At 66.1% G+C, this 26338-nt stretch carries 21 protein-coding genes and 7 pseudogenes; 13 read left to right on the top strand and 15 right to left on the bottom strand.

All coding sequences use genetic code 11. The features are described from left to right. Positions 1–4: 4 nt before the first annotated feature. Entirely contained in the window at positions 5–1213 is a 1209-nt protein-coding gene (locus OG332_RS42065; RefSeq protein ID WP_327417459.1) for an IS4 family transposase, read from the top strand. A 318-nt stretch (positions 1214–1531) separates the two neighbouring features. Beyond that, a complete protein-coding gene (locus OG332_RS42060) occupies positions 1532–2164 on the top strand; it encodes an aminotransferase class V-fold PLP-dependent enzyme (RefSeq protein ID WP_327418381.1) in 633 nt (210 codons plus the stop codon). A 21-nt stretch (positions 2165–2185) separates the two neighbouring features. Here the strand turns inward: OG332_RS42060 and istB are convergent, their stop codons facing one another. From istB to OG332_RS42045, 3 genes are all read right to left on the bottom strand, one after another. After that, positions 2186–2959, bottom strand: coding sequence for an IS21-like element helper ATPase IstB (gene istB / locus OG332_RS42055; RefSeq protein WP_327411911.1), 774 nt, complete (start codon positions 2957–2959; stop codon positions 2186–2188). Then, on the bottom strand, positions 2956–4374 hold the full coding sequence (istA, locus tag OG332_RS42050) for an IS21 family transposase (protein WP_327411910.1): 1419 nt from the start codon (positions 4372–4374) through the stop codon (positions 2956–2958). Before istA ends, istB begins: the two co-directional genes overlap by 4 nt. Before the next feature lie 115 nt (positions 4375–4489). Next, complete coding sequence (locus tag OG332_RS42045; protein ID WP_327418380.1) at positions 4490–4828, bottom strand: hypothetical protein; 339 nt, start codon at positions 4826–4828, stop codon at positions 4490–4492. 65 nt (positions 4829–4893) lie between these two features. Between OG332_RS42045 and OG332_RS42040 the strand changes: the two genes are divergently transcribed. Beyond that, the gene (locus tag OG332_RS42040) at positions 4894–5955 is read left to right on the top strand and encodes an IS630 family transposase (RefSeq protein WP_327411887.1); all 1062 of its coding nucleotides are present in this window, start codon (positions 4894–4896) and stop codon (positions 5953–5955) included. 113 nt (positions 5956–6068) lie between these two features. Next, positions 6069–7066 (top strand): annotated as a pseudogene (locus OG332_RS42035) (IS5 family transposase). A 19-nt stretch (positions 7067–7085) separates the two neighbouring features. Here OG332_RS42035 and OG332_RS42030 read toward each other — a convergent pair. From OG332_RS42030 to OG332_RS42005, 6 genes and pseudogenes are all read right to left on the bottom strand, one after another. Further along, positions 7086–7622 carry a hypothetical protein gene (locus OG332_RS42030; protein ID WP_327418379.1) on the bottom strand — a complete coding sequence of 179 codons (537 nt, stop codon included), beginning with the start codon at positions 7620–7622 and terminating at the stop codon, positions 7086–7088. Positions 7623–7777: 155 nt separating this feature from the next. After that, a complete protein-coding gene (locus OG332_RS42025) occupies positions 7778–8521 on the bottom strand; it encodes a DUF5655 domain-containing protein (RefSeq protein ID WP_327418378.1) in 744 nt (247 codons plus the stop codon). A 77-nt stretch (positions 8522–8598) separates the two neighbouring features. After that, a complete protein-coding gene (locus OG332_RS42020; RefSeq protein WP_327417518.1) occupies positions 8599–9870 on the bottom strand; it encodes a hypothetical protein in 1272 nt (423 codons plus the stop codon). Between the two features lie 359 nt (positions 9871–10229). Continuing rightward, entirely contained in the window at positions 10230–10568 is a 339-nt protein-coding gene (locus OG332_RS42015; protein ID WP_327417517.1) for a helix-turn-helix domain-containing protein, read from the bottom strand. Then, the gene (locus tag OG332_RS42010) at positions 10565–11632 is read right to left on the bottom strand and encodes a tyrosine-type recombinase/integrase (protein ID WP_327417516.1); all 1068 of its coding nucleotides are present in this window, start codon (positions 11630–11632) and stop codon (positions 10565–10567) included. Before OG332_RS42010 ends, OG332_RS42015 begins: the two co-directional genes overlap by 4 nt. A gap of 178 nt (positions 11633–11810) precedes the next feature. Then, positions 11811–11969: pseudogene (locus OG332_RS42005) on the bottom strand (transporter); the annotation flags it as partial. Positions 11970–12612: 643 nt separating this feature from the next. On the opposite strand from OG332_RS42005, the pseudogene OG332_RS42000 reads away from it, so the two are divergent. The 6 genes and pseudogenes from OG332_RS42000 (at position 12613) to OG332_RS41980 (ending at position 18674) form a co-directional block, all read left to right on the top strand. Continuing rightward, a pseudogene (locus OG332_RS42000) lies at positions 12613–13857 on the top strand (IS110 family transposase). Between the two features lie 446 nt (positions 13858–14303). Further along, a pseudogene (locus tag OG332_RS48035) lies at positions 14304–14453 on the top strand (IS630 family transposase); the annotation flags it as partial. Between the two features lie 236 nt (positions 14454–14689). Further along, positions 14690–15901 carry an ABC-three component system protein gene (locus OG332_RS41995; protein ID WP_327418377.1) on the top strand — a complete coding sequence of 404 codons (1212 nt, stop codon included), beginning with the start codon at positions 14690–14692 and terminating at the stop codon, positions 15899–15901. Beyond that, positions 15898–16389 (top strand): three component ABC system middle component, encoded by a 492-nt coding sequence (locus OG332_RS41990; protein ID WP_327418376.1) that lies wholly within the window; start codon positions 15898–15900, stop codon positions 16387–16389. Before OG332_RS41995 ends, OG332_RS41990 begins: the two co-directional genes overlap by 4 nt. Further along, entirely contained in the window at positions 16386–18356 is a 1971-nt protein-coding gene (locus OG332_RS41985) for a DUF3732 domain-containing protein (protein WP_327418375.1), read from the top strand. Before OG332_RS41990 ends, OG332_RS41985 begins: the two co-directional genes overlap by 4 nt. Positions 18357–18506: 150 nt before the next feature. Next, positions 18507–18674, top strand: a complete 168-nt coding sequence (locus tag OG332_RS41980; RefSeq protein WP_327418374.1) for a hypothetical protein — start codon at positions 18507–18509, stop codon at positions 18672–18674. Between the two features lie 27 nt (positions 18675–18701). Here OG332_RS41980 and OG332_RS41975 read toward each other — a convergent pair. Further along, positions 18702–19220 (bottom strand): annotated as a pseudogene (locus tag OG332_RS41975) (substrate-binding domain-containing protein); the annotation flags it as partial. 90 nt (positions 19221–19310) lie between these two features. Here OG332_RS41975 and OG332_RS41970 point away from each other — a divergent pair. Further along, entirely contained in the window at positions 19311–20552 is a 1242-nt protein-coding gene (locus tag OG332_RS41970; RefSeq protein WP_327411484.1) for an IS256 family transposase, read from the top strand. A gap of 25 nt (positions 20553–20577) precedes the next feature. Here OG332_RS41970 and OG332_RS41965 read toward each other — a convergent pair. Together OG332_RS41965 and OG332_RS41960 are read right to left on the bottom strand one after the other, a co-directional pair. Beyond that, a pseudogene (locus OG332_RS41965) lies at positions 20578–20772 on the bottom strand (LacI family transcriptional regulator); the annotation flags it as partial. A 33-nt stretch (positions 20773–20805) separates the two neighbouring features. Further along, positions 20806–20946 (bottom strand): annotated as a pseudogene (locus OG332_RS41960) (transposase); the annotation flags it as partial. Between the two features lie 728 nt (positions 20947–21674). Between OG332_RS41960 and OG332_RS41955 the strand changes: the two are divergent. Next, on the top strand, positions 21675–21956 hold the full coding sequence (locus OG332_RS41955) for a hypothetical protein (protein WP_327418373.1): 282 nt from the start codon (positions 21675–21677) through the stop codon (positions 21954–21956). On the opposite strand, the gene OG332_RS41950 is transcribed toward OG332_RS41955, so the two are convergent. Together OG332_RS41950 and OG332_RS41945 are read right to left on the bottom strand one after the other, a co-directional pair. Beyond that, on the bottom strand, positions 21957–22406 hold the full coding sequence (locus OG332_RS41950) for a hypothetical protein (RefSeq protein WP_327418372.1): 450 nt from the start codon (positions 22404–22406) through the stop codon (positions 21957–21959). 60 nt (positions 22407–22466) lie between these two features. Then, positions 22467–23780 (bottom strand): Dyp-type peroxidase, encoded by a 1314-nt coding sequence (locus OG332_RS41945; RefSeq protein ID WP_327418371.1) that lies wholly within the window; start codon positions 23778–23780, stop codon positions 22467–22469. A gap of 421 nt (positions 23781–24201) precedes the next feature. On the opposite strand from OG332_RS41945, the gene OG332_RS41940 reads away from it, so the two are divergent. After that, a complete protein-coding gene (locus OG332_RS41940; RefSeq protein WP_442816266.1) occupies positions 24202–25362 on the top strand; it encodes an ISAs1 family transposase in 1161 nt (386 codons plus the stop codon). 11 nt (positions 25363–25373) lie between these two features. Here the strand turns inward: OG332_RS41940 and OG332_RS41935 are convergent, their stop codons facing one another. Continuing rightward, a complete protein-coding gene (locus OG332_RS41935) occupies positions 25374–25784 on the bottom strand; it encodes a hypothetical protein (RefSeq protein ID WP_327418370.1) in 411 nt (136 codons plus the stop codon). Positions 25785–26338: the final 554 nt, after the last annotated feature.

Below are 26338 nucleotides of genomic sequence, written 5' to 3'. Positions count from 1 at the left end.
CTGGATGCCACGCCCTGGACAGGTCAAGCCGGAGACGGACGAGCGGTTGTCGGATCGGATCGCGATCGGACTGCTGACGCGGACGTTCCCGCCGGAGCTGGTGGACCGGGTCGTGGAGGAATCCGGGAAGGCCGGGCAGCGCAACCGGCTGCTGCCTCCACGGGTGGTCGTCTACTTCGTGCTGGCGATGTGCTTGTTCTCCGGTCAGGGCTACGAAGAGGTCGCACGGCTGCTCACTCAGGGTCTGGCCTGGGCCAAGCACTGGTCGGGTTCGTGGCAGGTGCCTACGCCCGGTGCGGTTTCCCGGGCCCGGGCCAGGCTCGGGCCCGAGCCGCTCAAGGCTCTCTTCGAGCAGTCCGCCGGGCCTGTGGCGACCGAGTCCACTCCCGGTGCGTGGTACGGGTGTTGGCGTCTGATGGCGGTCGACGGGACCACGTTCGACGTGCCGGACAGTGAGGAGAACGACGCCCGGTTCGGTCGTCCCGCCACCCACCGGGGCGAGCGGACCGCGTTCCCGCAGGTGCGGGTGGTGGCGCTGGCGGAGTGCGGCACGCACGCCATCACCCGCGCGGCTCTGGGGCCGTTCACCACCGCGGAGTCCGTGATCGCGCGGGAGCTGTTCGACGCCCTTGGACCGGATGACCTGCTGATGGCCGACCGGGGCTTCGCCGGGCTGGAGCAGTGGCGAGCGGCATCGGCCGGCGGTGCGGACCTGCTCTGGCGCATCAAGTCCAACGCCGTCCTGCCCGTGCGGCGCGAGCTCCCCGACGGGTCCTACCTCTCCGACATCGTGGCGGCCAAGGACCACCGCAAACGCACCGATCCCACCGTGGTGCGGGTCATCGAGTACACCCTGGACGACCCCGGACGCCCGCAGCACGACGCCCCGTACCGGCTGATCACCACCATCCTCGACCACGAAGCCGCACCCGCGGCGGAGTTGGCGGCCCTCTACAACGAGCGATGGGAGATCGAGACCACACTGGACGAGCTGAAGACCCACCAACGCGGCCCCGCCCAGGTCCTGCGCTCCCGATCGCCCGACGGCGTCGAACAGGAGGTCTGGGCCCACCTCCTCGTCCATCACGCGATCCGCCAGCTCATGCACACCGCCGCCCGGGACACCGACACCGATACCGACCGGCTTTCCTTCACCCGCACCCTCCGCCTCGCCCTACGCCAGGTCACCGCGCAGGCGGCCTTTTCCCCCTGACCGCCTGGCCACAGCCCTCACCGACGGGATACGAGAGATAGCCCGTCACCTCCTGCCACCGCGACGACAGCGGTCGAACGCCCGCGTCGTCAAACGCAAGATGTCCAACTTCGGCGTCAAGCGCACCGCACACCGGCTCTGGCCACAGCCGACACTCGACCCAGCCCGAGCCGTGGCCATCGCCCCACACCACAAAACGGCCCCGACCAACCCACCGAAGACCCCAGGCACCCCGGACCCTTAAATCACTGGTATTGGCCCTAGCCCCCGACTTCGTTCCGCGCGACATCGCCCATCCCCAGGAAGGGATGCATCCTCGTGCCCACAACTGCCCAGCCCGTGTACCAGTACAGCCTCCTCACCGCCGACGCCCAGAACGCCCTGGTCGGCGACGGGATACTGTCCGGCCAGATCGCCACGTTCAACGGCGCCCTCATCCCGCAGCTCGAAGACCGCGTCGCCCAGCTGACCGGCCGTGCGTCCGCCCTCGCGGTCGACTCCGGATCCTCCGCCCTGCGGATGGCCATGCGCGGACTGGAGATCCGTGCCGGACAGGAAGTGATCATCCCGGAGATCGGGTGGGTCTCAGTCGGTGCCGCCGCCGACATGCTCGGTGCCGCGGTCCGTGTCGCCCCGGCCACCGACTCGCTCACCCCGACCTTGAAGGAGATCGAACCCCTCATCGGGCCGGACACCGCGGCTGTCGTCCTCGTCCACCTCCGGGGACGGCCCGCACCCGGTACCGCTGAGATCGCCACCCGGCTCCGCGAACGCGGAATCCCCCTCATCGAGGACTGCGCCCAGGCCTGGGGTGTCGACGTCGGCGGTCGCCCGGTCGGCGCCTGGGGCACCCTAGTGCTGCTCCGCGGAAGTTCGTGGAGGGGTGTTGGGGTCGGTCAGGCGGGGGTGTGTCGGCGTACGGGCTGTAGTGCAGAGGTGTGTACGGGCTGATGTGCAGAGCTTGATCCTGTGTCAGCTGGCCGCAGTGATGCCGCCTTCGATGGCTGTGAGGCGGTTCTTCAGGCGGTAGCTGGCGCCGTTGATGGCGAGGATCTCGCAGTGGTGGAGTAGGCGGTCGATGATGGCAGTGGCCAGGACGTCGTCGCCGAAGACCTGACCCCACTCACTGAAACTCTTGTTCGAGGTCAGCAGGGTGGAGCCCTTCTCGTAGCGCTTGGAGAGCATCTGGAAGACGAGGTTTGCCTCGTCACGCTCCAGCGGGAGGTAGCCGACCTCGTCCACCACGAGAACGTGAGGCCGCAGGTAGGTGCGGAGTTTGCTGGCCAGGCGGCCGATGGAGTCGGCGGCCTTGAGCTGGCGGACCATGTCGTCGAGGGTGGTGAAGTAGATCGAGTAGCCGGCCCGGCAGGCGGCGACAGCCAGCGCGACGGCGATATGTGTCTTGCCGACCCCGGGCGGGCCCAGCAGCGCGACGTTGGACTTGGCCTCGACGAACGCGAGGGTGGCCAGGTCCTTGACCTTCCTGGGGTCGAGTTCGGGCTGGTAGGAGAAGTCGTACTCCTCAATCGTCTTGTGGTGTGGCAGGCGGGAGACCCGTAGCGCGTGGCGGAAGCGGCGTTCTTCACGGACGGCAAGTTCTTCTTCCAAGACCAGGTCGAGGAAGTCGAGGTAGGCCATCGACGCGGCGTCGGCCCGGCCGACGTGCTCGGCCAGGGCCTCGGTGAGGTGGGGCAGGCCGAGTTTGGTGGCGGTGGTGCGGATCCGGGCGGTGACCAGCTCGCTCAACGCATGTCCTTGGGGTCGATGGGGGCGGGGTTGAACGGGCGGGTGCCGGCGATCTGGTCGTAGAGGGCCAGCGGACGGGTGCCGACGTGGACTTGCGCGGCTCTGGCCCGGGTCAGCAGCGAGATCAGACCGCCCGGTTCCTCGGCGCCGGAGCGGGCCGGCCTGCTCACGGGTGGCGGAAGGTCGGTGGTGGTGGCGCGGGTGTGTCCGTCGGGCAGGGCCTTCCAGTGGGCCTCATCCACGATCCTCGCGCTGCGTCCGACCGCGCGGGAGTGCACGGCCAGCAGCGTGATGCCCTGCGCGTCGGGCACGGTGGAATGCAGGGCCACGGTGCCTGCGGAGGCTCTGACCTCGACGAGCTGGCGGTGGCGGACCTTGGTGGCGGGCACCGAGTAGAGGTTGGCGTCGAAGGCGACCAGGCAGTCCTTGGCCACGTGTCGCAGGTGCCGATCGGCCACGATGTAGGGCTTGGCGGGCAGCGCCCGCAGCGCGGCGTGATCCCGCTTGGCCCGCACGCCGATCACCTCGCCGTGGGTGCGGTGCGTACGCGCCCGGCGCTGGGGCACCCAGGCCATGAACGCCCCGTCCATGTCATCCAGGCTGGAGAAGGACCGCCCCGCGAGCACATGATCGCGGACGATGAGGACCTGGCGCTCGACGCGGCCCTTCCCCGTCGGCCGGTAGGCGGCCAAGACGTCGATGTCGAAGTCGTAGTGCCCGGCGAACGCCACGGCCTCCGGATGCAACGGGACCGCCTCGCCCGGGGCGACGTGACGGCGCACGACAGTCTTGGTCCGGTCGTAGACGATCACCCCGGGCGCCCCGCCGAAGTGCGCGAACGCCCGCCGGTGGCACTCGAAGAACGATGCCAGATTCTGGCTGGTGGTGAAGCAGCAGAACGGATCTCGGGAGTAGGACAAGGTCATGTGGAAGGAGTAGACCTTCGGGATGCCGACATGGGCCAGGATGTTGCCCTCGTCGCCCCAGTCGACCTGGGCCTGGGCGCCGGGCACCACCTCGAAGCGGCGGTGCAACTTCGCCAGCTCGCGCGGGGTATATCCCAACTCCTCGGCGATGCGGGGTCGGGCCTGCTGCACGTACATCTTGACGCGCTGGTAGTGGTGCGGGAAGGCATACTGCTCGACCAGACGCTCATGGATGACCGCGGCCTTCAGCAGCACCTCAGCCCGTAGCCACGCATCAATCACATGCGCCCACGGCTTGATCACCTGGTTGCCGAGATCCGAGCGCGGCGCCGGAGCCGGCGGAACCGGAGGACCGTCGCTCTCCAGATACTTCTTGACCGTACGCCAGTTCAGACCGGTCTCCCGAGCGATCTCCGAGATGCTCGCGCCCGCCTCATGCAGAGCCCGGAAACGCCGCAGCTCCAGCCACCGCCCCGGTTCCAGCAACATCCGACAGGCCCTCCTCGACGCTTCACAAGATCAGCGTCAGGCTCCTCTCATCGAGCCGGGCCCCACCCCGACACGCCGAGTCACCTCTGTAGATCAACCCGTACGCACCTCTGCATCAGAGCCCGTACGCCGACAGGGTGTCGAGGTAAAGGCCGCCGGCGCAGTCGAGGCAGTCTTCGGGACTGCCGATGGGCAACCCTGTGGGCAGGTAGTTGTCCTGGTATCCGCCGCGGCTGGCGAGGTAGAGGGCGAAGCCCCAGGTGTGCAGGACGCCGGTGAAGCGCAGGCGGCACAGGGGTAGTTCCTCCCCGTCCTTCAGCTCGGCTGCTACGCAGGCGAATCCGGCGCGGAAGCGGACGTGGACCCGGGCCAGCTGCGGCCAGCGGGCCTGGGCGTGGGTGTTCAGGCGCTGGCGCAGGTGGTGCTGCATCGATTCCGGGGGGTTCTTCGGCACGGGCCCATCCTGCCGGGTGTGGCACCGGTCCGCCATGATCGTCTGCCGTGCAGTGTGAAGGACGGGTGGGGACGGCGGTTGCGGTGGTGCTCGGGCCGGAGGTTCGTGAGCGGCTGGCACGAACGGTCTGCTCGCCGAAGTCGCAGGTGCGGGCAGCGCTGCGGGCCAAGATCGTGCTCGCGGCGGCGGACGGGCGAGCCAACGGCGCGATAGCGCGGGAGCTGGAGGTCAGCGTGAACACGGTACGCAAGTGGCGGGGCCGGTTCGCCGCCAGCGGGCTGGACGGGCTGCGGGACGCCGGGCGGTCCGGACGGCCGAAGATCTACGGGCCCCACGTGCGGGTGGCGATCGTGGCCACGGCGACCAGTGCTCCGCCGCACCCGGAGGCGACCTGGTCGCACCGGACCATCGCCGCACAGATTGCGGGCACCTGCTTCGCGCCGGTCTCCGCGTCGCAGGTCGGGCGGATCCTGGCGGACCTGGACCTGAAGCCGCACAAGGTCCGCGGCTGGCTCACCCGCCGCGACACCCCCGACTTCTGGGAACGCGCGGCGGACGTGTGCGCCCTCTACCTCGACCCGCCCGAGGGCGTGGTGGTGCTCTCGATCGACGAGAAGACCGCGATCGCCGCCCGCTCGCGCCGGTATCCCGGGCGCCCCGCCGCTCCTGGCGAGTTCGCCCGCCAGGAGTTCGAGTACCGGCGCCACGGCACCGCTTCCCTGGTCGCCGCCTTGGAGGTGACCAGTGGCGAAGTGCTCACCGAGGTGATCGCCCGCAATGACGCGGCGACCTTCACCGCGTTCCTGGACCAGCTGGACCGGGCCATTGCCCCCGACAAGGAGATCCACGTAGTGCTCGACAACGGCTCCTCCCACACCGCCAAGCACACCAAGGCATGGCTGGCCGCGCATCCGCGCTGGCACGTTCACTGGACCCCACCGCACGCCTCCTGGCTCAACCAGGCCGAGCTGTTCTTCTCCGCCCTGACCCGCCGGGTCCTGCGGAACGGCGACTTCGCCAGCCGCGACGACCTGATCAACAAGCTGGAGACCTACGTGATCAAGCACAACGACACGGCCAAGCCTTACCGCTGGACCTACGAGGGCACCCCACTCAAGGCGGCCTGATCAACACCCCTCCACGAACTTCCGCGGAGCAGCACTAGGGCCTGTTCTGAGTTGAGATCACGGGATCGGTCATTCTCGCTTCAGGAGGGTGCTGGCCGGGGTAGACCGGTCGCATGACTCGTGATGATCTGACCGATGCCGAGTGGGAGTTGATCGAGCCGCACCTGCCGCTGGGGGCGTTCGGACCGATCCCTGACCTGCGCCGCTACTTCAGCGCGGTGATGTGGAGGTTCCGGACCGGCAGTCCCTGGCGGGATGTGCCGGAGAGCTACGGCTCCTGGTCGACGATCTACGACCGGTTCCGGATGTGGGCGCGTGACGAGGTCTTCCAGACCCTCATGGACGCGATGATCGCCGAGGCGGAGGCTCGCGACGATGTCGATCTCAGCCTGGTGAGCGTGGACTCGACCGTTGCTCGGGCGCATCACCACGCGGCGGGCATGGCGGTCGCCCCGGAGCTCCTTGAGGATCTGGAGAAGGCCGTGGCGGAGGAAAAGGGGCTGCAACAAAGGGACAAAACGACCCCGTAGGCGAGGGATCCGCGGACAGGGAGGACCCCGAGCGGGAACAGCGCCGAGCCGTGCGCCGGCGCCGCAGGGCCCGACTGCGGGCCGCCGAACTGGGCCGCTCCCGGGGCGGGCTCACCAGCAAGATCCACCTTGCCGTCGAGCGGCGCTGCCGCCCGCTGTCCATCATCCTTACCCCCGGGCAGGCCGCGGACAGCCCGCACTTCATCCCTGTCCTCAAGAAGATCAAGGTGCGCGGCCGGATCGGCCGCCCCAGGACCCGGCCGGACGCAGTGGCCGGCGACAAGGCGTACTCCTCCCGAGCCAACCGCGCCCACCTGCGCAGACGCAACATCAAGGCGGTGATCCCGGAAAAGGCCGACCAGGCTGCCAATCGCAAGAAGAAGGGACGCTCCGGCGGCCGCCCGGTCAGCCACGACGGCACGCTCTACAAAGATCGCAACACCGTCGAGCGCGCCATCAACAAGTTCAAGGAATGGCGGGGGCTGGCCACCCGCTACGACAAGACACCTGAGAGCTATGCCGCCGGGCTCCACCTGCGCGGATCCATCCTCTGGTTACGCAGCCTGCCAGCCCTCCCGTGATCTCAACTCAGAACAGGCCCTAGTCGGCGGGGGAGGGCCCGCCCCAGCGGGCAGGGTCAACGTCCTTGCTCTGGAGAAAGCGCTGCATCGGGATCGAGACCGGCTGCTCCACGGTGAACTCTGTCCCGTGCCGTCGCTCCAGCTCCTCCCACACGCGATCGAGAAGACCTCTTCCTCGCTGGAAGGGGTGGATCCAGACCCAGGTCAGGCACTTCTCGTCCAGGTCGAACCCCACCGCGCCGCACGCAACTGGCGACAGCATGATCACGTCCCTGGAGTTGATCAACAGCACCTCCTGACTGCTGTCGCTACCAGTGGCCGTGAACTGGAGGAAGTCGAACCGCAGCTCGCGCTTGAAGTAGCTGGCGAACTGCTCAACCACCTTCCGTAGCCGTATGTCATCCGTGGCCACGATGAGACGCCCTCCGATGACATCCTGGTCGGCGACGAACGGCAGCGGCACCATATCGATCAGGTACTTCTGGCGGAACCCGTCCTCCCCGTGCCAGTAGGTCTCCAGCTCTTTGTCTCGGCGGGTGAGCTCGTCAGAATCCATGCGCAGAGGCTAGCCGTCGAGTGCTCTGATTCCGCCCGTTCAGCGCGTCAAGGCAGCAACTCCCGGTGGACATGGATGCAGGCATGGTGCACCCCGAACTGCCACCCAAATCCATTGGTGTTCTCCTAGCAGCCACCGCCCGCGTCTTACCCGGCTCATGCAGCCTCGTAGCTCATGCGCAGCATGGGCTCCGCCCGTCGCAGATCGCGCTCCGTCCGGAGGCGGACCTCCAGGTCGCCTGTGCCGTGGTGGCCGACCGTGCTGACATCCCGGGTGAAGCCCGGAGCGAGGTCGATGTCTTTCGGGCTCACCCGAAGGGTGACGACGACCTCCTGCTGGTGGGCATGGCTGACGCAGGCAAAGTTACGCAGGCGCCGGTAGGCGCGGTACTGCTTGCGATCCACACTGCTCACGTCGTCACCGAACCCCCTTACCAGCTCGTCGAGCGTGCCGCGGAGGTCGGACGTACCAGCGCCACGCGGTCCGATCGGCGCACCTTGCGAGGGGCGCCTCCGCCCGCCCCTCGCCGGCACACCAGTCGTCACCTTCGCCACCGCCTCGAGTGCGAGCAATGCGCTGCCGAAGTAGTTGTAGCGGACCAGGTCGATGGTGCGGCGAATCTCGCGTACAGCGTGGAGGTCGTAGCGGGTGAAGCCTTCTGCGATACAGATCAGCCGGGGGCTACTCCACAGCACCTGGGCTGCTGAATCCGCCCCGAGTTGCTCACTGACCAGGTGCTGGAACTCTGCGCGGTGATCGGTCAGCCAAGCGAGGTAGAAGAGGCCCTGGTTGATGACGCCGGCGTCACGCCCACGCTTGTACTCGACTACAACAGGAGACCCGTTCTCATCGATGCCCAGCGAGTCGATCCGGCCTCCGTGAAATCCCCGCGAGTTCACGATTTCTGAAGGTATCGAAATCTGAACTGTAGGTGCTGCTGGGGGATTTGGAGGTTCTCTGGCCGTGGGTTCGCAGGTTACCCGGTCGTCGTTTCGGTGCCTGCCGGGCTGGCCGCGCGGGTGTAGCGCAAGCTGGCCTGGGCGCTGAGGTTGAACATGGTGGAGATGCGGAGGGGATCGGGTCCGGCGGCGATCGCTTCTTCGAGGACCCGGTCCTGGCGGAGGCTGTCGGCCGTGGCGGGCAGCCCCTTGAACAGGCGCTTGAGCCAGAAGTCGCTGACTGGACCCTTCCTCTTGGCTGTCTGCTGGGTGAGGAGGAGATGAGGGTTTGCCGAGTCCGGCCAGCGGGCGTCACGGTAGCGCCGGTACTTGCGGATGGCTTCGGCGGTGAAGTCGTCGAGGGGCCGGCTGACCTCGGCCCGCCGGAGGCGCCCGGTGCTCAGCTCGATGTCGGAGTCTTGGAGCATTCTGATCTCGTGCGGGAAGAGGGCGTGGATGCCGGCAAGGGCGACGACGGCCAGGAGGGCCGGGCTCTCAGCCGCGGCTCTGGCCACTTGTTTGAGTTGGTCTTCCGCGACCGGTGTGGGCGGGTTGACGAGGGTGTTGCCGGGCCTGATGCGTCGGGCTGGGTCGGCGAAGATCAGCCGCTGTGACTTGAGCGTCTTGAACATGTCCCGGAGCGCGACGATTTCGCGCTGGACGTTGTTCCGTTTGGACAGCCAGTCAGTAATGTCCTCGGGGGTGACCTGCCTCAATGTCGAGTATCGGAGGGCACAGTACTGGGCAGTGAACGGGACGATCAGCCGCAGGTGGATGCCGACTGTGTGAGGCGACCTGGGGCGGCGGCGGGGGGCTCCGTTGCGGAGGATGTCGAAGTAGGCGGTCACCTCGACGCGTATCTGCTCGGGAAGCACTGTGAGGTGAGCTCTGACAAGTTGTTCGAGGGGGTCGGGTGCGTCGTCGAGCAGGATGTCGAGATCGTTGAGCATGTCGATGAGATGGACTGCGGGAACATCGATGTCCCGGGAGAGTGCGTGCACCGTGGTGGCTTTGATCCTTTCGGAAGGCTGGTGCAGGGCCGAGAGGATCATCAAGCCGCACTTCACGCGCTTGATGGTGCAGTGGTTCCAGCCCCGTACCGCCGCGACGTCCCTGGCCCGATCGACGAGGAAGTCCGAATATCCGGGATCTGCCGGGGTGAATCCTGTCCAGGAGCGCCCCTTCGAGCCGTTCGGGTTCCGATAGCGCCGGAAGTCCCGGACCGGCTCGAAGAGCGTGAGTTGGATGCTCTCGGGCGGCTTCAGCAGCAGGGGGTGTCTGTGCGTCGTCTCGCTCGGCAACTCAGGCACCTCCGCTGTTCTTGCGGTGAGGTGGTGGCGCCGATTCCATTTGATCAGGTCAGCGAGAAACGTCTGGTGCCCGGTTGCGGCTGCGACCGTGAGGTCCAACCGGGCCCCGTGGCCGGCTGACGGGACCTTGATACGGCCGGCGACGAATGCGGCCTGGTGACGGCAGGCCCGGCAGACTCCGTCACGCAGGGGGACGGTCGCGCCGCACGTGCCGCACGAGTCGGCAGGATACTTGTACCACCATGCCCTGCACGCATAGCAGAGGATCTTCGAGCCGCCCGGGTTAGGGTGCAGGCCCCAGGCCATGCAGACCTCGCAACTCTCAGGCGTCCCAAGCCCCTTGGCCTTCGCTTCCTTCGTCACAACGGCGGCATCAAGTTGCGGGAGGCCGGGCCGCCGCCGCTCCGACGACGGTTCTCACCAACAGCGGGACGGATGGCCGCCCTGCTCTCATCCTGCTCCGGTCGTTTCGCGCGGGCCTTCTCGGGCTCACGGACAAGCAGATCGCTGGGCTCGCATTGCAGCACCTCGCAGATCACGTCGAGATCGTCCAGGCGGATAGTCACCGGCTGTCCGGCCCACAGGTTGGACATCTTGCCCGCACTGATCACCAAGCCCGCGTCGGCCAGCATGCGCTGGAGTTCGGAGGACTTCCAGATGTCCCGCTTGGCCGCGGTCATCCGCAGGTTCCACTTCATGACGCTCCTCCGAATCGCGCCCGTCCACGCTCACCCGCACGGACCCACGCGTCCTCGACATGAGTCTGGTTGACGTGTACGTAGATCATGGTGGTGTTGATCCACTTGTGGCCAAGCAGCTCTTGGATCGCCACCACATCCATGCCCTGACGGTAGAGCTCCGAGGCAGCGAAGTGCCGAAGCGTGTGCGGCGTCAGCTTGCCTGCCTGGGAAGGAAGGTGCTGGGCGACCATTTTCTTCAGATGCAGGCGGAGCGTGTCGGTATCCACCCGCAGGCTCGAGCCGTCTGCGGCCCGCCGCTCCGAGGGGAACAACGGCGCCTCTGGCTCATCCACCCGATCGTCGCACTGCCATCGGGGGCCGTCGACCCACCACTCCAGCAGCGAACGGCTCCCGTTGATCAGCGAGACGAGCCGTTCCTTCTTCTTGCCGCGCCTCCCCTTGCCCCGCAGAAGAATCTTTCCGAACTGGCCGAGCTCCCAGTGGATGTCGTCGACGTTCGCCAGGCTCAGCTCCGAGACCCGGGGACCTATCAGACTCGCCAGCCTCATCGCGGTGTAACTCCGGACGATCGACAACGGTTTACGCGCCTGCGGCACCTCGTCACGCCAAGCCGAGAACAGATGGTCGACCTCCCCGAGCGGCGGCGGAACCCGCAACCGGGACAGGGTCGATCCACGGGGCCGGTTGATCTCATCCAACGGCGACTCGACGACATAGCCGGTTGCCCTGTGGATGGCGGGCTTGTGCCGTAGTTCAAGGAACTCGAAGTACACGCTGAGAGAGTGCGCCTTGTGGACCTTTGTGGCATGAGCCAGGCCCTGTTGATGTCGGCCGAAGAACCGGTCCAGATCGCGAGGTTCCATCTCCCACAGCGGGCGCGTGAACCATGAGCGCACTTCGACGATCACGCCGACATCGCCGGCGACCGTCCCATCGCTGATGCCGGCCGAAGCCCGGGCGAGCACGAACTCGGACAACAGGTCCTGCTCGAAGGCCGCGAGCTCCTCCGGCGTCGTCAAGCGCAGTTCCGGACGCAGGTCTCGCACGATCGCCAGGGACACGAAACCTCCAGCTCGACCATTTGGCCAACTGATCGGACTGGACGATATTATCTCAGGAATTGCGAGATTCCATCGGGATGGACAACCTCTCGCGTGGGACGGATAGACCTCCAGGTCAGGCGCACGCTGCGGCGAGACCATGCTTCGGTGTGCTTGAGGAACCCTCGGGAGGAGAGTCAACCGGCCCCGTGCTGTACTCGCTCGCCACGAACCGGACCCCGAGCATGGTCTGCATGTGCCCCTCGACGAGGTCCTGCACATCGGCTTCGACCTCAGCCAGACGCGGCGCAACCTCGGTCACACCGCTCTTCGTGTTGAACAACTTCAGGCCCGACACCTCCCCCTCCGTACCGACCTACCGCCAACACGCAGCCGACTAGATCTATTTCCGGTATGCAGCAGGATGCTCGGGAGCCCAGCCACGACCGTCACCGTACGTAGCCGGACCCAAGTCCGTGACCCCGGGCCGGGTTGGAGCCTCGCCAAGTACGACGGGCGCGAAAATGCCGCCTTCCACACCAGGATTTCACCCTGGTACGGAAGGCGGCTTTTTCATGCTGACGCCCCATCAGAAAAGACGCCGGGCGTGCGTCAAACGTGCGTCACGAGCGTCAAATCTGCGTCAAGATATCGCCCGTAACGCCCACAGCGCACATAACGCACACTGCCCAAACCTGCAGGTCAGCGATCCAGCGCACCTTCGGTGCGCGCCGGGGGCGTGGTAAATCCCGGGCGCGCGCCGGGGGTGCTTCTGTCTGCCCTGCCGGGGGCTGGTACCGGTTCGGGAACCTTGGGGTGTTCGTTCCGGCCGAAACCGATGCCTCTGTGATGCCCGTGAGCTCGCAGGTCAGCGTGGTGCTGGGGGCCGTCCACGGGAACCGTGGAGTGTTGCTGTGAAGCACGTGCGTCAGAATTCCTGATTCACCCTGGCCCTCCCGGAACGGCATACCCGGTTGTCCGGCGAGGGAGGGAGCAAGACCGTGGACGTGCTGCACGAACGCTGCGCCGGCCTCGACATCAGCAAGAAGGACGCCAAGGTATGCGTCCGCACCCCCAGTACGAAGCGGCGGGGGTCCTTCACGGCCGAGACCACGACGTGGGGATCGACCTCGAACGCAGTCCTGGACCTGCGGGATCACCTGCTCGCCACCGAGGTCACCCTGGTGGTGATCGAGGCGACCTCGGACTATTGGAAGCCGTTCTACTACGTGCTGGCCGAGGGCTTGAACGTGATCCTCGTCAACGCGCGGCAGGTCAAGAACCTGCCCGGCCGCAAGACGGACGTCTCGGACGCGGCCTGGCTGGCCCAGCTCGGCGCCCATGGCCTGGTGAGGCCCTCCTTCGTCCCACCCCAGCCGATCCGCGAACTACGAGACCTCACCCGCGCCCGGACCACCGCCACCCGCGAACGCAGCCGTGTGGTCCAGCGGTTGGAGAAACTCCTGGAGGACACCGGAATCAAGCTGTCCGCGGTCGCCTCCGACATCATGGGCGTCTCCGGCCGGGCCATGCTCGAAGCCCTCATCCGCGGCGAAGCCGACCCGCACGTCCTCGCGGACCTGGCCAAACGCAAGCTCCGCAGCAAGATCCCCGAACTCACCGAGGCCCTGACCGGACGCTTCCGCGAACACCACGCCTTCCTGACCCGCCTGCATCTGGACCAGTACGACCAGCTCACCGGGATGATCGACCAGATCAGCGGACGGGTCGAGGAGGCGATGTCGCCCTTTCGTGGCGCCCTCGACCTGCTCGACACCATCCCCGGGATCAACCAGGCCACCGCCGAGGTGATCATCGCGGAGACCGGCGGGGACATGACACGGTTCGCCTCCGCCAAGCACCTCGCGTCCTGGGCCGGGGTCTGCCCCGGCCACCATGAATCCGCCGGCCGCACCAAGAACACCAAGGTCCGGCCCGGCAACCCCTACCTCAAAGGCGCCCCCGGGCTCGCCGCGTTCGGCGCGGTCAGAACCAAGGACACCTACCTCGCCGCCCGCTACAAACGCCTGACCGCCCGCCGCGGCCCGCTCAGGGCCCTGGTCGCCGTCGAGCACTCGATCATCACCGCGATCTGACACATGCTCACCGACAACGCCGCCTACCAAGAACTCGGCGGCAGCTACTTCACCCAACGCGACCCCGAACGCGCCACCCGCCGGGCCATCGGCCAGCTCAACCAACTCGGCTACACCGTCACCCTCAACCCCAGGGAGACCGCCGCCTGACCGGCAGACCAGACACCCGGCGGCCCTCAACGGCCACCGGGCACCCAGCCCTGCCCACACCCACCCTGACCTGCTGCTATTTACGCGTCAGAGGCCCTTTCCAACGGGCTCAAGGATCGCGACGCACTCGACATGATGGGTCATCGGGAACAGATAGAAGATCACGTCGAAGGCGAAAGCCATCACCGAGCCCCCCGCTCTCACCGTCGCAGGTCAGCAATACCAAACGGGCACATGCGGCTACCACTGCCCGTTGCCCCATTGCTCCCCCGACGCCGTTGTCACTGCGTGGAACGACATAGATGGCTGACCGGCCCGGGGTGGGAGAAGATCGAGGCTCCGCTCTCAACTCGGCGCGGGCGGGGCGGCCGCTGAAGAGATCAACGAACGGTCATCGACGCAACCTTCTGGAAGTGCCGCACCGGAGCACCGTTGCGCGATCTGCCGCCGGCTTCACCCGACGCTCGCCCCGGGGACGGACCTGGGGCCGGCGGGGCCGCACCCCGGTCGGGACCGTCAGCGGCCGACGTTCGGGACGGCTGTCGGTGGCCGGGCTGATCGCGATGCGGCCGGGTTCTAGAACTCGGCTGTGTCACCTGTCCCTTCCGGCCGCTCAGCGGGCGCCGATCGCGAAGGGGCCGCCCGGCGCGACAGGACAGGAAGCTCATTAGTTCGAGTTCACCGCCATCCCTAGAGATCGCAGCAAGGTCCCTCGACTTGGCCGCACCTCCAGCTCAGGTGCGGCATGGCTGTGCTGGGGACTGTCCTGGGTGAGGTTGCCGTGCCAAGATCGGTGTCACGTTCGGTGAGCTTCGCTGCACTAGGGGGAATCATGGCGGAGAAGGTGGACCCGTTCGAGGCGTCGGCCTCGGCTATCGGCTACGTGTATCAGCTGCGCCAGGCTCTCCACCTCTGCGTCGGTCATCACGGACGGGGGCTTGAGTGGTCGGTAGCCATCGAGGCCGGGGACGACATTGAGGAAGTATCAAAGTCGGGCGCGGTCTACTACCAACTCAAGCACAGGGCACCGGGGATCAGCCTCACGGATGCCAGCACCGACCTATGGAAAACGCTACGGATCTGGGCTCACGCCATCACTGGTGACCAACTGAACCTTGATGAGACAGATCTGGTTTTGCTTACCACTGCCGAGCTGCCGGGCGGCTCGGTGGGCAACATGTTGCAGCCGGCAGTGTCTGGCTGCCGGGACGAAGACCGTGCCCTAGCCGCGCTGGTAGCAGCGCGAAAGGCTTCGACGAACAAGGACTTGAAGAGGGCTTTCGAGGCGTTCGACAAGCTGACGGACAGCCAACGGCAACGCATGGTCGCCCGCATCCAAGTGTTCGGCAAGGCTCCCGATGTGGACGCGGTGGAGGATCTCCTGTTGGAACGGGCCGTCACTGCCGTCGGCCACCAGTACGCGCGTCCATTCCTGAGCCGGCTGGAAGGCTGGTTCTTCCAGCGCACCATCCGCCAGCTACGGGCCCAGGACATGGACGCGATCAGTGGCGGCGAGTTCGACCAGATGTTCACCGACCAGCGCAATCAGTTCCGACCGGAGAACCTGCCGATCGACGAAGACATCGCCACCCTTGAACCGAACCTCTCGAAGTACACCGACCATGCCTTTGTCGGTCAGCTGCTTCTGATCGACATCAGTACATCGCGCGTTAGTAGAGCCGTCCGGGACTATATGAGGGCCTTCACTCAGCGCTCTCGCTGGTCCGACGAGAACCTCCTGCTGCCAGGGGAGATCAGCCGGTATGAGCGCCGCCTCGTCGAAGAGTGGGAAGAGCTCTTCGAAGAGATGCAGGACGAGCTCGGTGCTCAGACAGCAGAGACCGAGAAGGTGGCCGCAGCAAGGAAGATCTACCGGTGGGCGATGAGCGAGGCACAGAGGCGCATCCGCCCGGACTGTGACGAGCCGTTCGTATCAAAGGGCTCCTTTCACATGCTGGCAGACGACTACCGGGTGGGCTGGCACGTCGACTTCGGAGCCAGACTGATGGCGGTTCTGGAGCCCGCGAAGGCCGCCTCGTCATGAGCGAGTTCGCCAACCTCAGCCGTGAGGAGCGTGCGCTGTACAACCCGGCTTTCACGGCCGTGCTCACTGCCAGGGCAGTACAAGGACACGAGGTTCAGTACAGCCAGCCGTGCCCAATTCCTGTTGCCGTGCTCAGTTCCGTCATGGCCTTGCAGCCGGCAATACGTGACCGGCTGCCCAGGACGACCGGCGCCGGACTGAACCGCTGGCTGGAAGAGAACAGGGCCGTCAAGGTGAACATGACCCAGAACGCCACCGCGCTGGCCGCCGTCGTCCGCCCCGGTCTGCTGATGGCGCTGCAAACCGCGCTAGTGCGCTGCACCGACCAGGGGCTGCTGTTCCTTCCAGCCGGTCGACTGAAGAAGGTAGTCACCGGCCGGACCGAAGAAGTCATCGCCATCCAGCAGGCCGCGCACATGCTGGGTCGGTGGCTACCCAGCACAGGAAGCATGAGTACTGTGATGACCCTGCTAGGAGTCCGGCCTTGACCTTCCAGATCAGCGCCATCTCGATCTACAGCGCCGACGGCCGGATCCGCACCGTGCCGTTCAAGACCGGGCGGATGAACATCATCACCGGGGACTCGCGGCGCGGGAAGAGCGCCCTGCTCAACATCATCGACTACTGCCTTGCCAGCGACGACTACGGCATCCAAGGCGCGGCCCTGCGTAACTTCGTACGAGTCTTCGCCGTCACTCTCGTCAAGGGCGATCAGCAGCTCTTCGTCGCCCGGCCGGCGCCCCCCGCCAAAGCAGCCACCGCGACCACGATGTGTGTCGTCTCCCAGGCCCACGGTGCGGCGCCCCCGCCTCTGATCAAACTGATCTTCGCGACCCCGCTCGATATCGCCAAAGCCCTGCTCTCGGACTTCGCAGGCATCGACCACACGCTGCGAATCCCGGCGGTGCGCAGCGCCAAGCCCATTCCGCCCTCAGTACGGCACGCTCTGTTCTTCTGCCTCCAGAAACAGAACGAGGTGGCCAATCCGGACCTGCTCTTCCACGGGCAGAGTGAAGACTTCCACCGGGCGGCCATCAGGGCGATGCTGCCGTACTTTCTGGGTGCTGTGGACCCCGAGCGAGCCCTGCGCGAACACAACCTTCGGCTCCTCCGCCGACAGCTGGCCGACATGGAGAACGCACTTGCCGCCGCCCGCACAATGGGTCCGGCTTCCGGCCAAGCCCGCGCCCTGCTCACCGAGGCCATAGAAGCAGGCCTACTTGCGCCGTTGCCAGGAGGTCACGCGCTGCTGACAGCCGCACAGGTTCTCATGGGGCTGCGCCGGGCAGCATCCGGCGCGGTTCCCGACGCGAGCCCCTCTGGGTCCGAGGACCCTCTGACGGCTCTGACCGAGGACCGCAGGGGGCTCCGCCAAGCCCACGGCCGCGCCCGAGCACGCATCTCCAATCTCAAGCGGATCGCTCAGGAGAGTGACGAGTTCCTCGGCCAGGCCGCCGAACAGCATGCTCGCCTAGCCACCCTCGGTCTCCTCCCAGAACCGCGAACTCATGAGGAGGAATACACCGGGCAATGCCCTGTGTGTGGCAGCTCGACACCCCAGCCCGGTCAAATCGCCGACATCATCCGCCAGGACCTAGCCCGACTGAACGCCGAGATGACCACCATCGGTAGCAGCACTCCCGACATCGCGGCGCTGATCGCCGAGGAAGAGAACACGCTGCAGGAACTGCGCGCCTCTCTGGCCCGTAACCAGGAGGAGATCGACACCCTGGCTGCGGGCCAGCGGTTCACGGCTGGTCAAGGTGACCCTCTGAGACGTGCTGCCGTGGTGCAAGGACGCATCAGCCTCTTCTTGGAAACGGCCGCACGCCATGAGCACGTGCCCCAGGTGGTCGACCGGCGCGAGGACATCGTCGCGCAGATCACGGAACTGGAGGAGCAGCTCGGCACAACCGTCCAGGACGATCGACTGAGCAGCTCCACCTCCCTTGTCAGCGCAAAGATCAAGGACAAGGCGATCAGGCTGGACCTGGAGCATCGCGAATCCCCGATCCGGCTGGATCCTCGGGCGCTGACGGTCGTGGCGGACACCACCCGCGGGCCGCTTCGCCTGCCCGAGATCGGAGGCGGGGAAAACGCGATGGGGTATCACGTCGCCACCATGCTCAGCTTGCACGAATGGTTCCGCGAACAGGGCAGCCCCGTCCCGCGCTTCCTCATCCTCGATCAGCCCTCCCAGGTGTATTACCCCGAAGACGCCAACGACGGCACCCCCGTGACTGACCGGGCAGCGCTACTGAACCTGTACAAGACCATCCAGCGCACCATCGACGCCTTGCAAGGCGAGTTCCAGGTCATCGTCATGGAACACGCCGACCTCGACGAGGAACCCTTCCGCAGCGCCGTTCAAGCCCGCTGGAGGCGCAGTAACGGCGACGCCTTGGTCCCGCATGACTGGATAACAGATGACATCAACGAGGACGTAACCAGCTAAACCATCCCATCAAGGGCTTCGAAGAGCCAGCTCCGGCACGAGGCAAGCCGCCCCCGGCAAGGCGCCGAGAAGGAGTCTCTACGACGTTCCGGGTAACCCAACGGCCACAAGGGACCTCAACCGGCGTGTCATGGGCGCCTCTTCTGGAAGGTGTCCCTGGATCGAGGTGCCGCTCAGCGCCTCGTCTTCACCATCGCACCCGAAGACCTGATGGTGTGGAACTCGGGCAACTGGACACTCGTTCCCGGGCTCTACACCTTCGCCGCGGCGCGTGCGTCCCGCGACATCACCGGGCAACGCACCCTCACCATCGGCTGACCGACGTTCTGCCCTCCCGGTTCCGCATCACCGTGAGGGCAGAGAGGAGCTGCGCACCACCAGTTCCGGCTGCAGCACGATGTGCCGGTGCTCGTGTACGGCCCCGGCCTCCCCCGTCTCCTCCAGGAGCATCTCGGCCGCCAGCGTGCCCATCGTGACGGCTGGCTGCCAGACGGATGTCAGCGGGACCGCGGCCGCCGCGGCGAATTCGATGTCGTCGTAGCCGACGATGGCCACGTGGTCGGGGACCTGCACGCCGGCGGCGTACATGGTCTGGAGGAATCCGAGGGCCAGCAGGTCGTTGGCGCAGAAGACCGCGGTCGGCCGGTCGGACAGGCCCAGGAAGCGGGATCCCGCGTCCCGGCCCGCGGCCACGTCGAGGCTTCCGGCCGGCAACTCAAACAGCGCCGACTGTGCCAGGCCCGCTTCGGTCAACGCGTTCCATGCCCCGATGCGCCGGTCCCTGACCTGGCTGAGGATGGCGTCCCGCCACGTGGTGTAGCCGATCAAGGGTGAGGTGTGCGCGGGCTTGCTCGCCGGGCGCACACCCGCGGAGGGCTCGCGCTCTCTGCGCATGAGGTGGGCCACCATGCAACTCTCCGTATTGAACGGCCAGTTCAACAACGGAGGTGCGAGGTGGCCCTGTCCCAGTCTGACCTATTACGCCTGCTGGAGTCACTACGCTCGGCAGACGGACTCGAACTCGTCCGCGGCATCGCCGAGCGGATGCTGCAGGAGCTGATCGAGGCCGAGGCCGCTGCCCACATCGGTGCCGGCTGGAACGAGCACACCGAGGCCCGTACCGCCTTGCGCAACGGGCACCGCGAGAAGACGCTCACCACCCAGGCCGGCGACCTGGAGCTGGCCATCCCCAAACTGCGCGCCGGAAGCTTCTTCCCCAGCCTGCTGGAGCGCCGGCGCCGGATCGACCAGGCCCTGTACGCGGTCATCGTGGAGGCCTACGTCCATGGCGTGTCCACCCGGTCGGTGGACGACTTGGTCAAGGCCCTGGGCGCGGACACCGGGATCTCCAAGAGCGAGGTCTCCCGGATCTGCGCGGACCTGGACGAGCCGCTGACCGCCTTCCGCACCCGGCCGCTGGACCACACCCGCTTCCCCTACATGTACCTGGACGCCACCTACTGCAAGGCACGCGTGAACCACCAGATCGTCTCTCGCGCCGTGGTCGTCGCCACCGGGATCACCGAGGACGGCGGCCGCGAGGTCCTGGGCGTCATGGTCGGCGACAGCGAGACCGAGGCGTTCTGGGCCGAGTTCCTGCGCTCCCTGCGCGAACGCGGCCTGACCGGGGTCCGCCTGGTCCTGTCCGACAGCCATTCCGGCCTGGTCAAGGCGATCCGCAAGGTCATGCTCGGCGCCGCGTGGCAGAGATGCCGTGTTCATTTCCTGCGAAATGTCTTCGCGGTGATTCCGAAGGAGGCGACCGAGATGGTCGCCGCAACCATCCGCACAGTCTTCGCCCAGCCCACCCAGGACGCGGTCCGCACCCAGCTCGACACCGTCGCCGAGATGCTCGGCAAGCAGTTCCCCAAGGTCAAACAGATGCTCCTGGACGCCAAGGACGACCTGACCGCCTTCGCGGCCTTCCCGGAACGGCACTGGAAGAAGATCCAGTCCACCAACCCGCTCGAACGGATCAACCGCGAGATCAAGCGCCGCACCGACGTCGTCCAGGTCTTCCCCAACGACGACGCCCTCCTGCGACTGGTCACAGCCGTGCTCTTCGAACTGCACGACGAATGGATCGCCTTCCCCCGCCGCTACCTGCCCGAGGGAAGCATGGACGAGATCTACCCCACCGAGCTCCCTAAAAGCGCCCCCGCACCACCCAACGCCACCAACGCGCCCACCGAGTGATCGGCTACACCACGAAGGGGGACATGACCTGGCTGAGCTCCTCGGGCCCGGACACGTAGCCGATGGAACGATGCCCGGCATCGATGAGGTGGTGGACGGCCAAGGCCCCGCCGACCACGTCGTCGACCGAGACCGAACACTGGTCGGCGCCCTCGGCAACCCGGTCGACGACGATGAAGGGAATGCCGTGCCGCCGGAACGCCTCTAGGTTGCGGCCACTGGACGTTCCGGCCTTGGTCCCGTCATCGATGTCCGCCCGGCGCATCCATTTCCACAACGTCATCGGGTGGACTCCGAAGTCGGTGGCGACCTGCTCGACCGTCACACCCGGGCCACGGTTCCGCGCGACGCGCACGACGTCCTGGCGGAACTCTTCCGGATAGGGCTTGGGCACAGCGACATCCTTCCCACCTGCCCTACAGGGCAAGCCACTTCAGATGTCACCCGATCGTGCGGCAGACCCCTCCTACAGCACCACATCTTCCCCGCGCTCGGCACCCGCCGGATGAGCACCTTCGACCACAAGCCGGATGAGCACCTTCGACCACAAGGTGGTGGACGGCTTCATCCGGACAATGGAGCGCAACGGTGTGGGACTCGCAGCGCAGTCGAACGCATTCGACAAGCTGAAGTCGATCCTCCTCGACGCGCATCGCCTGGGGCTCTTCGACGACAACCCCCTTCTGGGCGTCAAGGCACCGCAGTACGACCCCAAGCGGGCCGTCATCCCCTCCCCTGCGCAGCTCCAGACTCTTCGGGAGGCCGGCGACGACACCTTCCGGCTCATAGTGGAGCTCATGAGTGGCTGCGGCCTTCGAAACGGTGAGGCCGCTGCGGTCAACGTGAACAACATCGTGGACGACGACGTCTACCGGGTTACCGAGCAGGTCAACCAGTCAACGAAGACGTATGACCGTCTCAAGCACCGCAAGATCGGCGAGTACCGCGACGTCCCTCTCCCGCGCCGGACCAAAGGCGCCATCGAGTCGTACGCCGATCACCACGGCACCATCGATGGCTACCTACTGCGCCATCCCCAGGACCCGAGCCGTCCAGCCGTACCTCCTGCAGAACCAGTGGCAACGGCTCAAGAGGCGGGGCGAGCTCGACATACCCGACGGCATGGTCATCTACAGCCTCCGCCACTTCTTCGCCTCGAACTGCCTCAGGCACAACATCCCCATCACCGACGTCGCCGAGTGGATGGGCCACAACAACATCGACATCACATTCCATGTTTCCGGCACGACGCATGGCAGCGTTGTTCCGGCACGGTCGACCTCCGCTGCCCACGAGGCGCGGGCGAGCGAGGGGCAGCAACCTCTGGCGCGGGTCAGGGTTCGGTGTACACGAGTGGCGATCCACCGACGAAGCGAACGCTTTTTTTGGGGATGCTGCGCATAGTCATGTGGTGGTGGGCGCGGCAGGGTGTCGAGCATCGGGGTCCAAGGGCTGCCGATACGGGCCCAGGAGCAGCGCCATGTCTTCTTCCTTGGCTGCTACCTCGGCGATGGCGTCGTCTGCTTTGAGCCGGATGACGGTGGGTTGCTTGCCGAGCCGTTTTATTTCATCGTGGCGGGCTGGTCGTTGCTGATCCAGTCCGTCGGCGGGGACAAGTGTGTTGCGGAAAAGGAACGGGCGCTTGCTCCAGATGAGGATGTCACGGACCCAGCGTCCGTAACCCCGGCTCCACTTGGGTCGCAGGCCGTCGATCTCCCCGCTTGCGACCCGGATGGCTCCGCGGAAAGCGCCGGGTTGCTTTGTCACCCAGCGTTTTCGGCCGTACACAACCACTGCGTAGAAGACGATGACGATGAGGTCGACGCCGAGCACGGCGAGCAGTGCGATCAGCATGTGGGCCTCCAGGGTTGTACTGGAGTCGTTGCGAGGGCAGTGAGCTGGGTGGATCGCCGGTTAGCCTTCGGCGAGCGAGCGAAGTGCTTGCAGGCCGGGCAAGAAGGCGTACGCCCCTCCTCTCACTCGGGTGAACCGGGGCAGGCCACGCAGTGTTTTCCTGATCGGCTTTTTCTGGACGGTCATGTTGTAGGTGCCGTCGTGATCGCCCGCGATCGGATCTTTGTCGTGGTCCAGGCCAAGAAACTTGGGGGCGTTGATCCATTCCTTCTGTACAAACTCGAACTGTCGCTCGAGATCTGCGCAGCCGAAGAAGAGCGCAAGCCCGCGATCCATTCCGTCGTCGGGTGAGCCTTCTGGGAGCAGCGGTCCGTACGGGAGTCCCCAGCGGATCAGCCGTCGCCGCTGGATGTTGCCGATCGTGTCTCGTGGGTTGACGCGTCGGATGTGGGCGCCGATGGGGCAGGCGAGTCCCTGCGGGTCCATCTGCCCGTAGTTGAAGTTGTTGTTGCGCTCCGGATCCGCGACCAGCTCCGGGTCATCGTGGTGGGGCGCCAACACCAGTGGGGCACCACTGCGCCAGCGTCCCAGCAACTTAGCGGCCAGTAGTTCCTGCTCGTCACGCGTGGCAGCGTGGCGCCCCAGGAATTCCCGGAAGGCGATGACATCCTCGTAGAGTCGTCGATAGGCGAGGAAGCTGCCATTGCGGCTGAGCCATTCCGGCTGCGGGAGGGATGGAATGGAGCTGGTTTCGTCGGGATAGCCGAGCACGAACTCGCCGGGCTTGACGGCAGGACCGCAGCCGGGTGGTGGCTCGATTCCGGTTCCCTCGACATAAATCCTGGAGATACCGTCCTGATAGCCGAAGTGCTCGCGCCTTGTCTCCGGTAGCGCAACATCGAGTTCGGACAGGATACGGACGCCGGTTGACGCTATAAGCGAGTGGATTTCCTCGATCCGCTGAGCGCGTTCAGTGAGGTCCGCGCCGAAGAGCAGCAGCAGTGCATGGAGATCGGAGCTTGCCAGGCCGCCAACCCACTGATCGGGATGGCTTTCTCCATGGTCGCCAAGCTCTTCCGCACGGGCCGGCATGCCTACCCGGAACGCTTCGGGAAAACTCTGGAGCGATGCCTCATCGACGCCCAACGTGCGCAACCCGTTGCACGTGAGCGCCAGGTGGACACGCGAGATGGGCGACCCGATCACGGGCTCGGCCGAGCACACCTTGTCAACGACCCTCGTGAGGAATGCTCGTGCTTGGTCAGGGTGGCGAAATGTGAGAAAGAAGTATTGGCCGCAGGGCATGGGCACCGATCCCAGCAGCAAGCCCTGGATTTCGTCGAGCTCAAGGACGAATGACGTATTCTTCAACACGGAACGAACGCCTCGCTCGGCAGTCTGAGTCCACACGGCAACGCGTGAGGGGGCATACGGTTCGAAGAGGCCCGCGGCCACACTCCTCCCGGCGCGCCTCTTGTTCAGGAAACACAAGAGGCGCTCCGCAACGGGCTTCCGTCAGCTTACTGGAAGTCCTCCAGCACGGCCTCCATGTTGGTCCGGATGCGCAGCGCTTTTTCGATTTCTGGGCAGGTCACTCCGGGGAAATGGGCGTACGTGAGAAGGTCCGGGACCCAGGGCATCGGCACGAAGGTGACTTGAGGGTGTTCACCCCAACTTGCCTTGCTGGGAGGGTTCGTGACGAAATGTGGCAGGCACGGTCACCGGCGATCATGTGAGTGTCTACGTCCCATGATCCTGCTGGAAGACCGTGCCTGCCGTTGCCGAATCATCCCTCATGCCCGCCTCGCTTGACCAACTCGCCACCGCATCGTCTCTGTCGGTTGAGGAGTGCCCGGGCCTGTTGACCTGCCTTGCGACGGTGACGGACCCCCGTGACCCACGGGGCCGGCTTCACCCCCTGGTCGGCGTGCTCGCCATCTGCGCCGCTGCGGTCCTGACCGGCGCGACCTCTCTGCTGGCGATCAGTGAGTGGGCGGCTGACGCCTCGCAGTCGGTCCTGGCCCGGCTCGGTGCCCGCTGCGACCCCTTCACCGGCCAACACCACGCCCCTGGTGAGGCCACCATCCGCCGGGTACTCGCCCAGGTCGACGGTGACGTACTCGACCGAGCCGTCGGCAGCTGGCTGTCCGCCCGATGCCCGCAACCCAGCGAGCGGTTGCTGCGGGCGATCGCGGTGGACGGCAAATCCCTGCGCGGCGCCGCCCGCGCGCACGACCGGAAGATCCACCTGCTGGCGGCCGTCGACCACGCCACTTCCGCCGTCCTGGGCCAGGTCGACGTTGAGACAAAGACGAATGAAATCACCTGCTACCAGCCACTACTGGATGCCATCGACCTGACCGGAGCGGTCGTGACCAGCGACGCGATGCATACCCAACGCGAGCACGCCGAGTACCTGGGAGGCCGGGGCGCCCACTACATCGTCATCGTCAAGGGAAACCAGAAGAAGCTCCGCAAGCAGATGAAGTCCCTTCCCTGGAAGCAGATCCCACTCCAGAACCGCACCGTCGGGACCGGCCACGGCCGCAGCGAGATCCGCCGGATCAAGGTCTGCACTGTCGCCGGCCTGCTCTTCCCCGGCGCCGCCCAGGCCATCGAACTCAAGCGGCGCCGAGTCAACCGCAAGACCGGCAAGGTCAGCACCAAGACCGTGTACGCGGTCACCAGCCTGACCGCCGAGCAGGCCAATCCGGCCCAGCTCGCGTCCTTGATCCGCGGCCACTGGTCGGTAGAGGCGCTCCATCACGTGAGGGACACGACCTTTGCCGAGGACGCCTCACAGCTGCGGACCGGCAACGCGCCCCGCGCCATGGCCACCTGGCGCAACCTCGCCATCGGAGCCCTTCGCCTGGCCGGTCTCCGCAGCATCGCCACAGCTCTCAGAGGAAACGCCCGCGACGCCACCCGGCCCCTGCGAATCCTGGCCATTCCGTGATCAAAAAACGGTCATACCTGCTTCATGCCGGAGCCCTGGTCCGGGACCCTGTGAGACTTCCAAAATTCAATGAACCCCTCACGGTCATTCGGCCCCGGCCAGTCTTCGCAGTAGCGCAAGACTGCATCAAATCCCACTCCGCCGAGAGTGACAGTGTAGAAATCGTCGAGGTAGGGCTCGATGTCGCCGTCGAATTGGCTGGCGAAAAGGAAGGTGTCATCGTTGATGATCGCAACGCGCACGAAATGCACAGTGCCGACCTGCGCAAGCGAACCAGTCGGGTCCTCAATGTTCTTGGCGTTCGCGGACACTGCTTCGCGAAGCGCGTCCGCCTGTCCCGGCTTGATCTTGGCTATGAGGAGGAACGCCGTCGTGGAAGGCGCCGCGGATGCTTGCGTGGCCTCCGCCTGTTGTGTAGCCATAGCTTCTCCTGCTGATCAATACGGTTGGAGTCGCTCAAATCGTCCAGGCCGACCTTGGCCGACCGGCGCCGATTGCCGCCAACCTAAGCGAGAGAGAAGCGAATTCGTATGCGAACTCAGGCATACAGTCCGGCCCAAGCACGACGCCTGTCTCGCGGTTGGTGACGAGGCTTCGTGATTGCCACACCATTGTACGGCGAGAGGAGGAAGATGAGCAGGTGTGCCAAGGCTGGCAGCGAGCTGCGGCCGGACGGTTACGGTCTCGTCTTCATCGCGAAGTACGGGACTCCGATCGAGCCGGGGAGTCCGCGATGGCTCCGCGTACACCGGCCAGCTCCCCCACGACCAACCCGGGAAGGCCGTGCCGCTGGGTCTGCCATTGGTGCAGGGACTGGCGGGCTGCCAGGTGCTGGCTGGTGCCGTACGCCTGGGTGGAGAGCAGGTGTCGGTCGGTGACCGGTGGGCGTTCGTGGGCTGGGTTGTCACCGCGGCTCCGTGGGTGTGAGCAGACCATCACAGAGGAGTAGGAGTACCTGGGGGCGGTGAGTCCCACC

This window comes from Streptomyces sp. NBC_01233 (assembly GCF_035989305.1).
Taxonomy (GTDB): Bacteria; Actinomycetota; Actinomycetes; order Streptomycetales; family Streptomycetaceae; genus Streptomyces.
Note: the sequence above shows the minus strand (reverse complement) of the source record. Positions and strands in the feature narration are given on the sequence as shown.

What these genes read in the sequence shown, in the direction of transcription:
- OG332_RS41990 (WP_327418376.1), top strand. Translation starts at nt 15,898, where the DNA reads ATGAGCGAGTTCGCCAACCTCAGCCGTGAGGAGCGTGCGCTGTACAAC.
- OG332_RS41995 (WP_327418377.1), top strand. Translation starts at nt 14,690, where the DNA reads ATGGCGGAGAAGGTGGACCCGTTCGAGGCGTCGGCCTCGGCTATCGGC.
- OG332_RS42030 (WP_327418379.1), bottom strand. Translation starts at nt 7,622, where the DNA reads ATGGATTCTGACGAGCTCACCCGCCGAGACAAAGAGCTGGAGACCTAC.
- OG332_RS42015 (WP_327417517.1), bottom strand. Translation starts at nt 10,568, where the DNA reads ATGAAGTGGAACCTGCGGATGACCGCGGCCAAGCGGGACATCTGGAAG.
- OG332_RS42065 (WP_327417459.1), top strand. Translation starts at nt 5, where the DNA reads ATGCCACGCCCTGGACAGGTCAAGCCGGAGACGGACGAGCGGTTGTCG.
- istA (WP_327411910.1), bottom strand. Translation starts at nt 4,374, where the DNA reads ATGTTGCTGGAACCGGGGCGGTGGCTGGAGCTGCGGCGTTTCCGGGCT.
- OG332_RS41935 (WP_327418370.1), bottom strand. Translation starts at nt 25,784, where the DNA reads ATGGCTACACAACAGGCGGAGGCCACGCAAGCATCCGCGGCGCCTTCC.
- OG332_RS41950 (WP_327418372.1), bottom strand. Translation starts at nt 22,406, where the DNA reads ATGCTGATCGCACTGCTCGCCGTGCTCGGCGTCGACCTCATCGTCATC.
- OG332_RS41940 (WP_442816266.1), top strand. Translation starts at nt 24,202, where the DNA reads ATGCCCGCCTCGCTTGACCAACTCGCCACCGCATCGTCTCTGTCGGTT.
- OG332_RS41955 (WP_327418373.1), top strand. Translation starts at nt 21,675, where the DNA reads ATGGTCATCTACAGCCTCCGCCACTTCTTCGCCTCGAACTGCCTCAGG.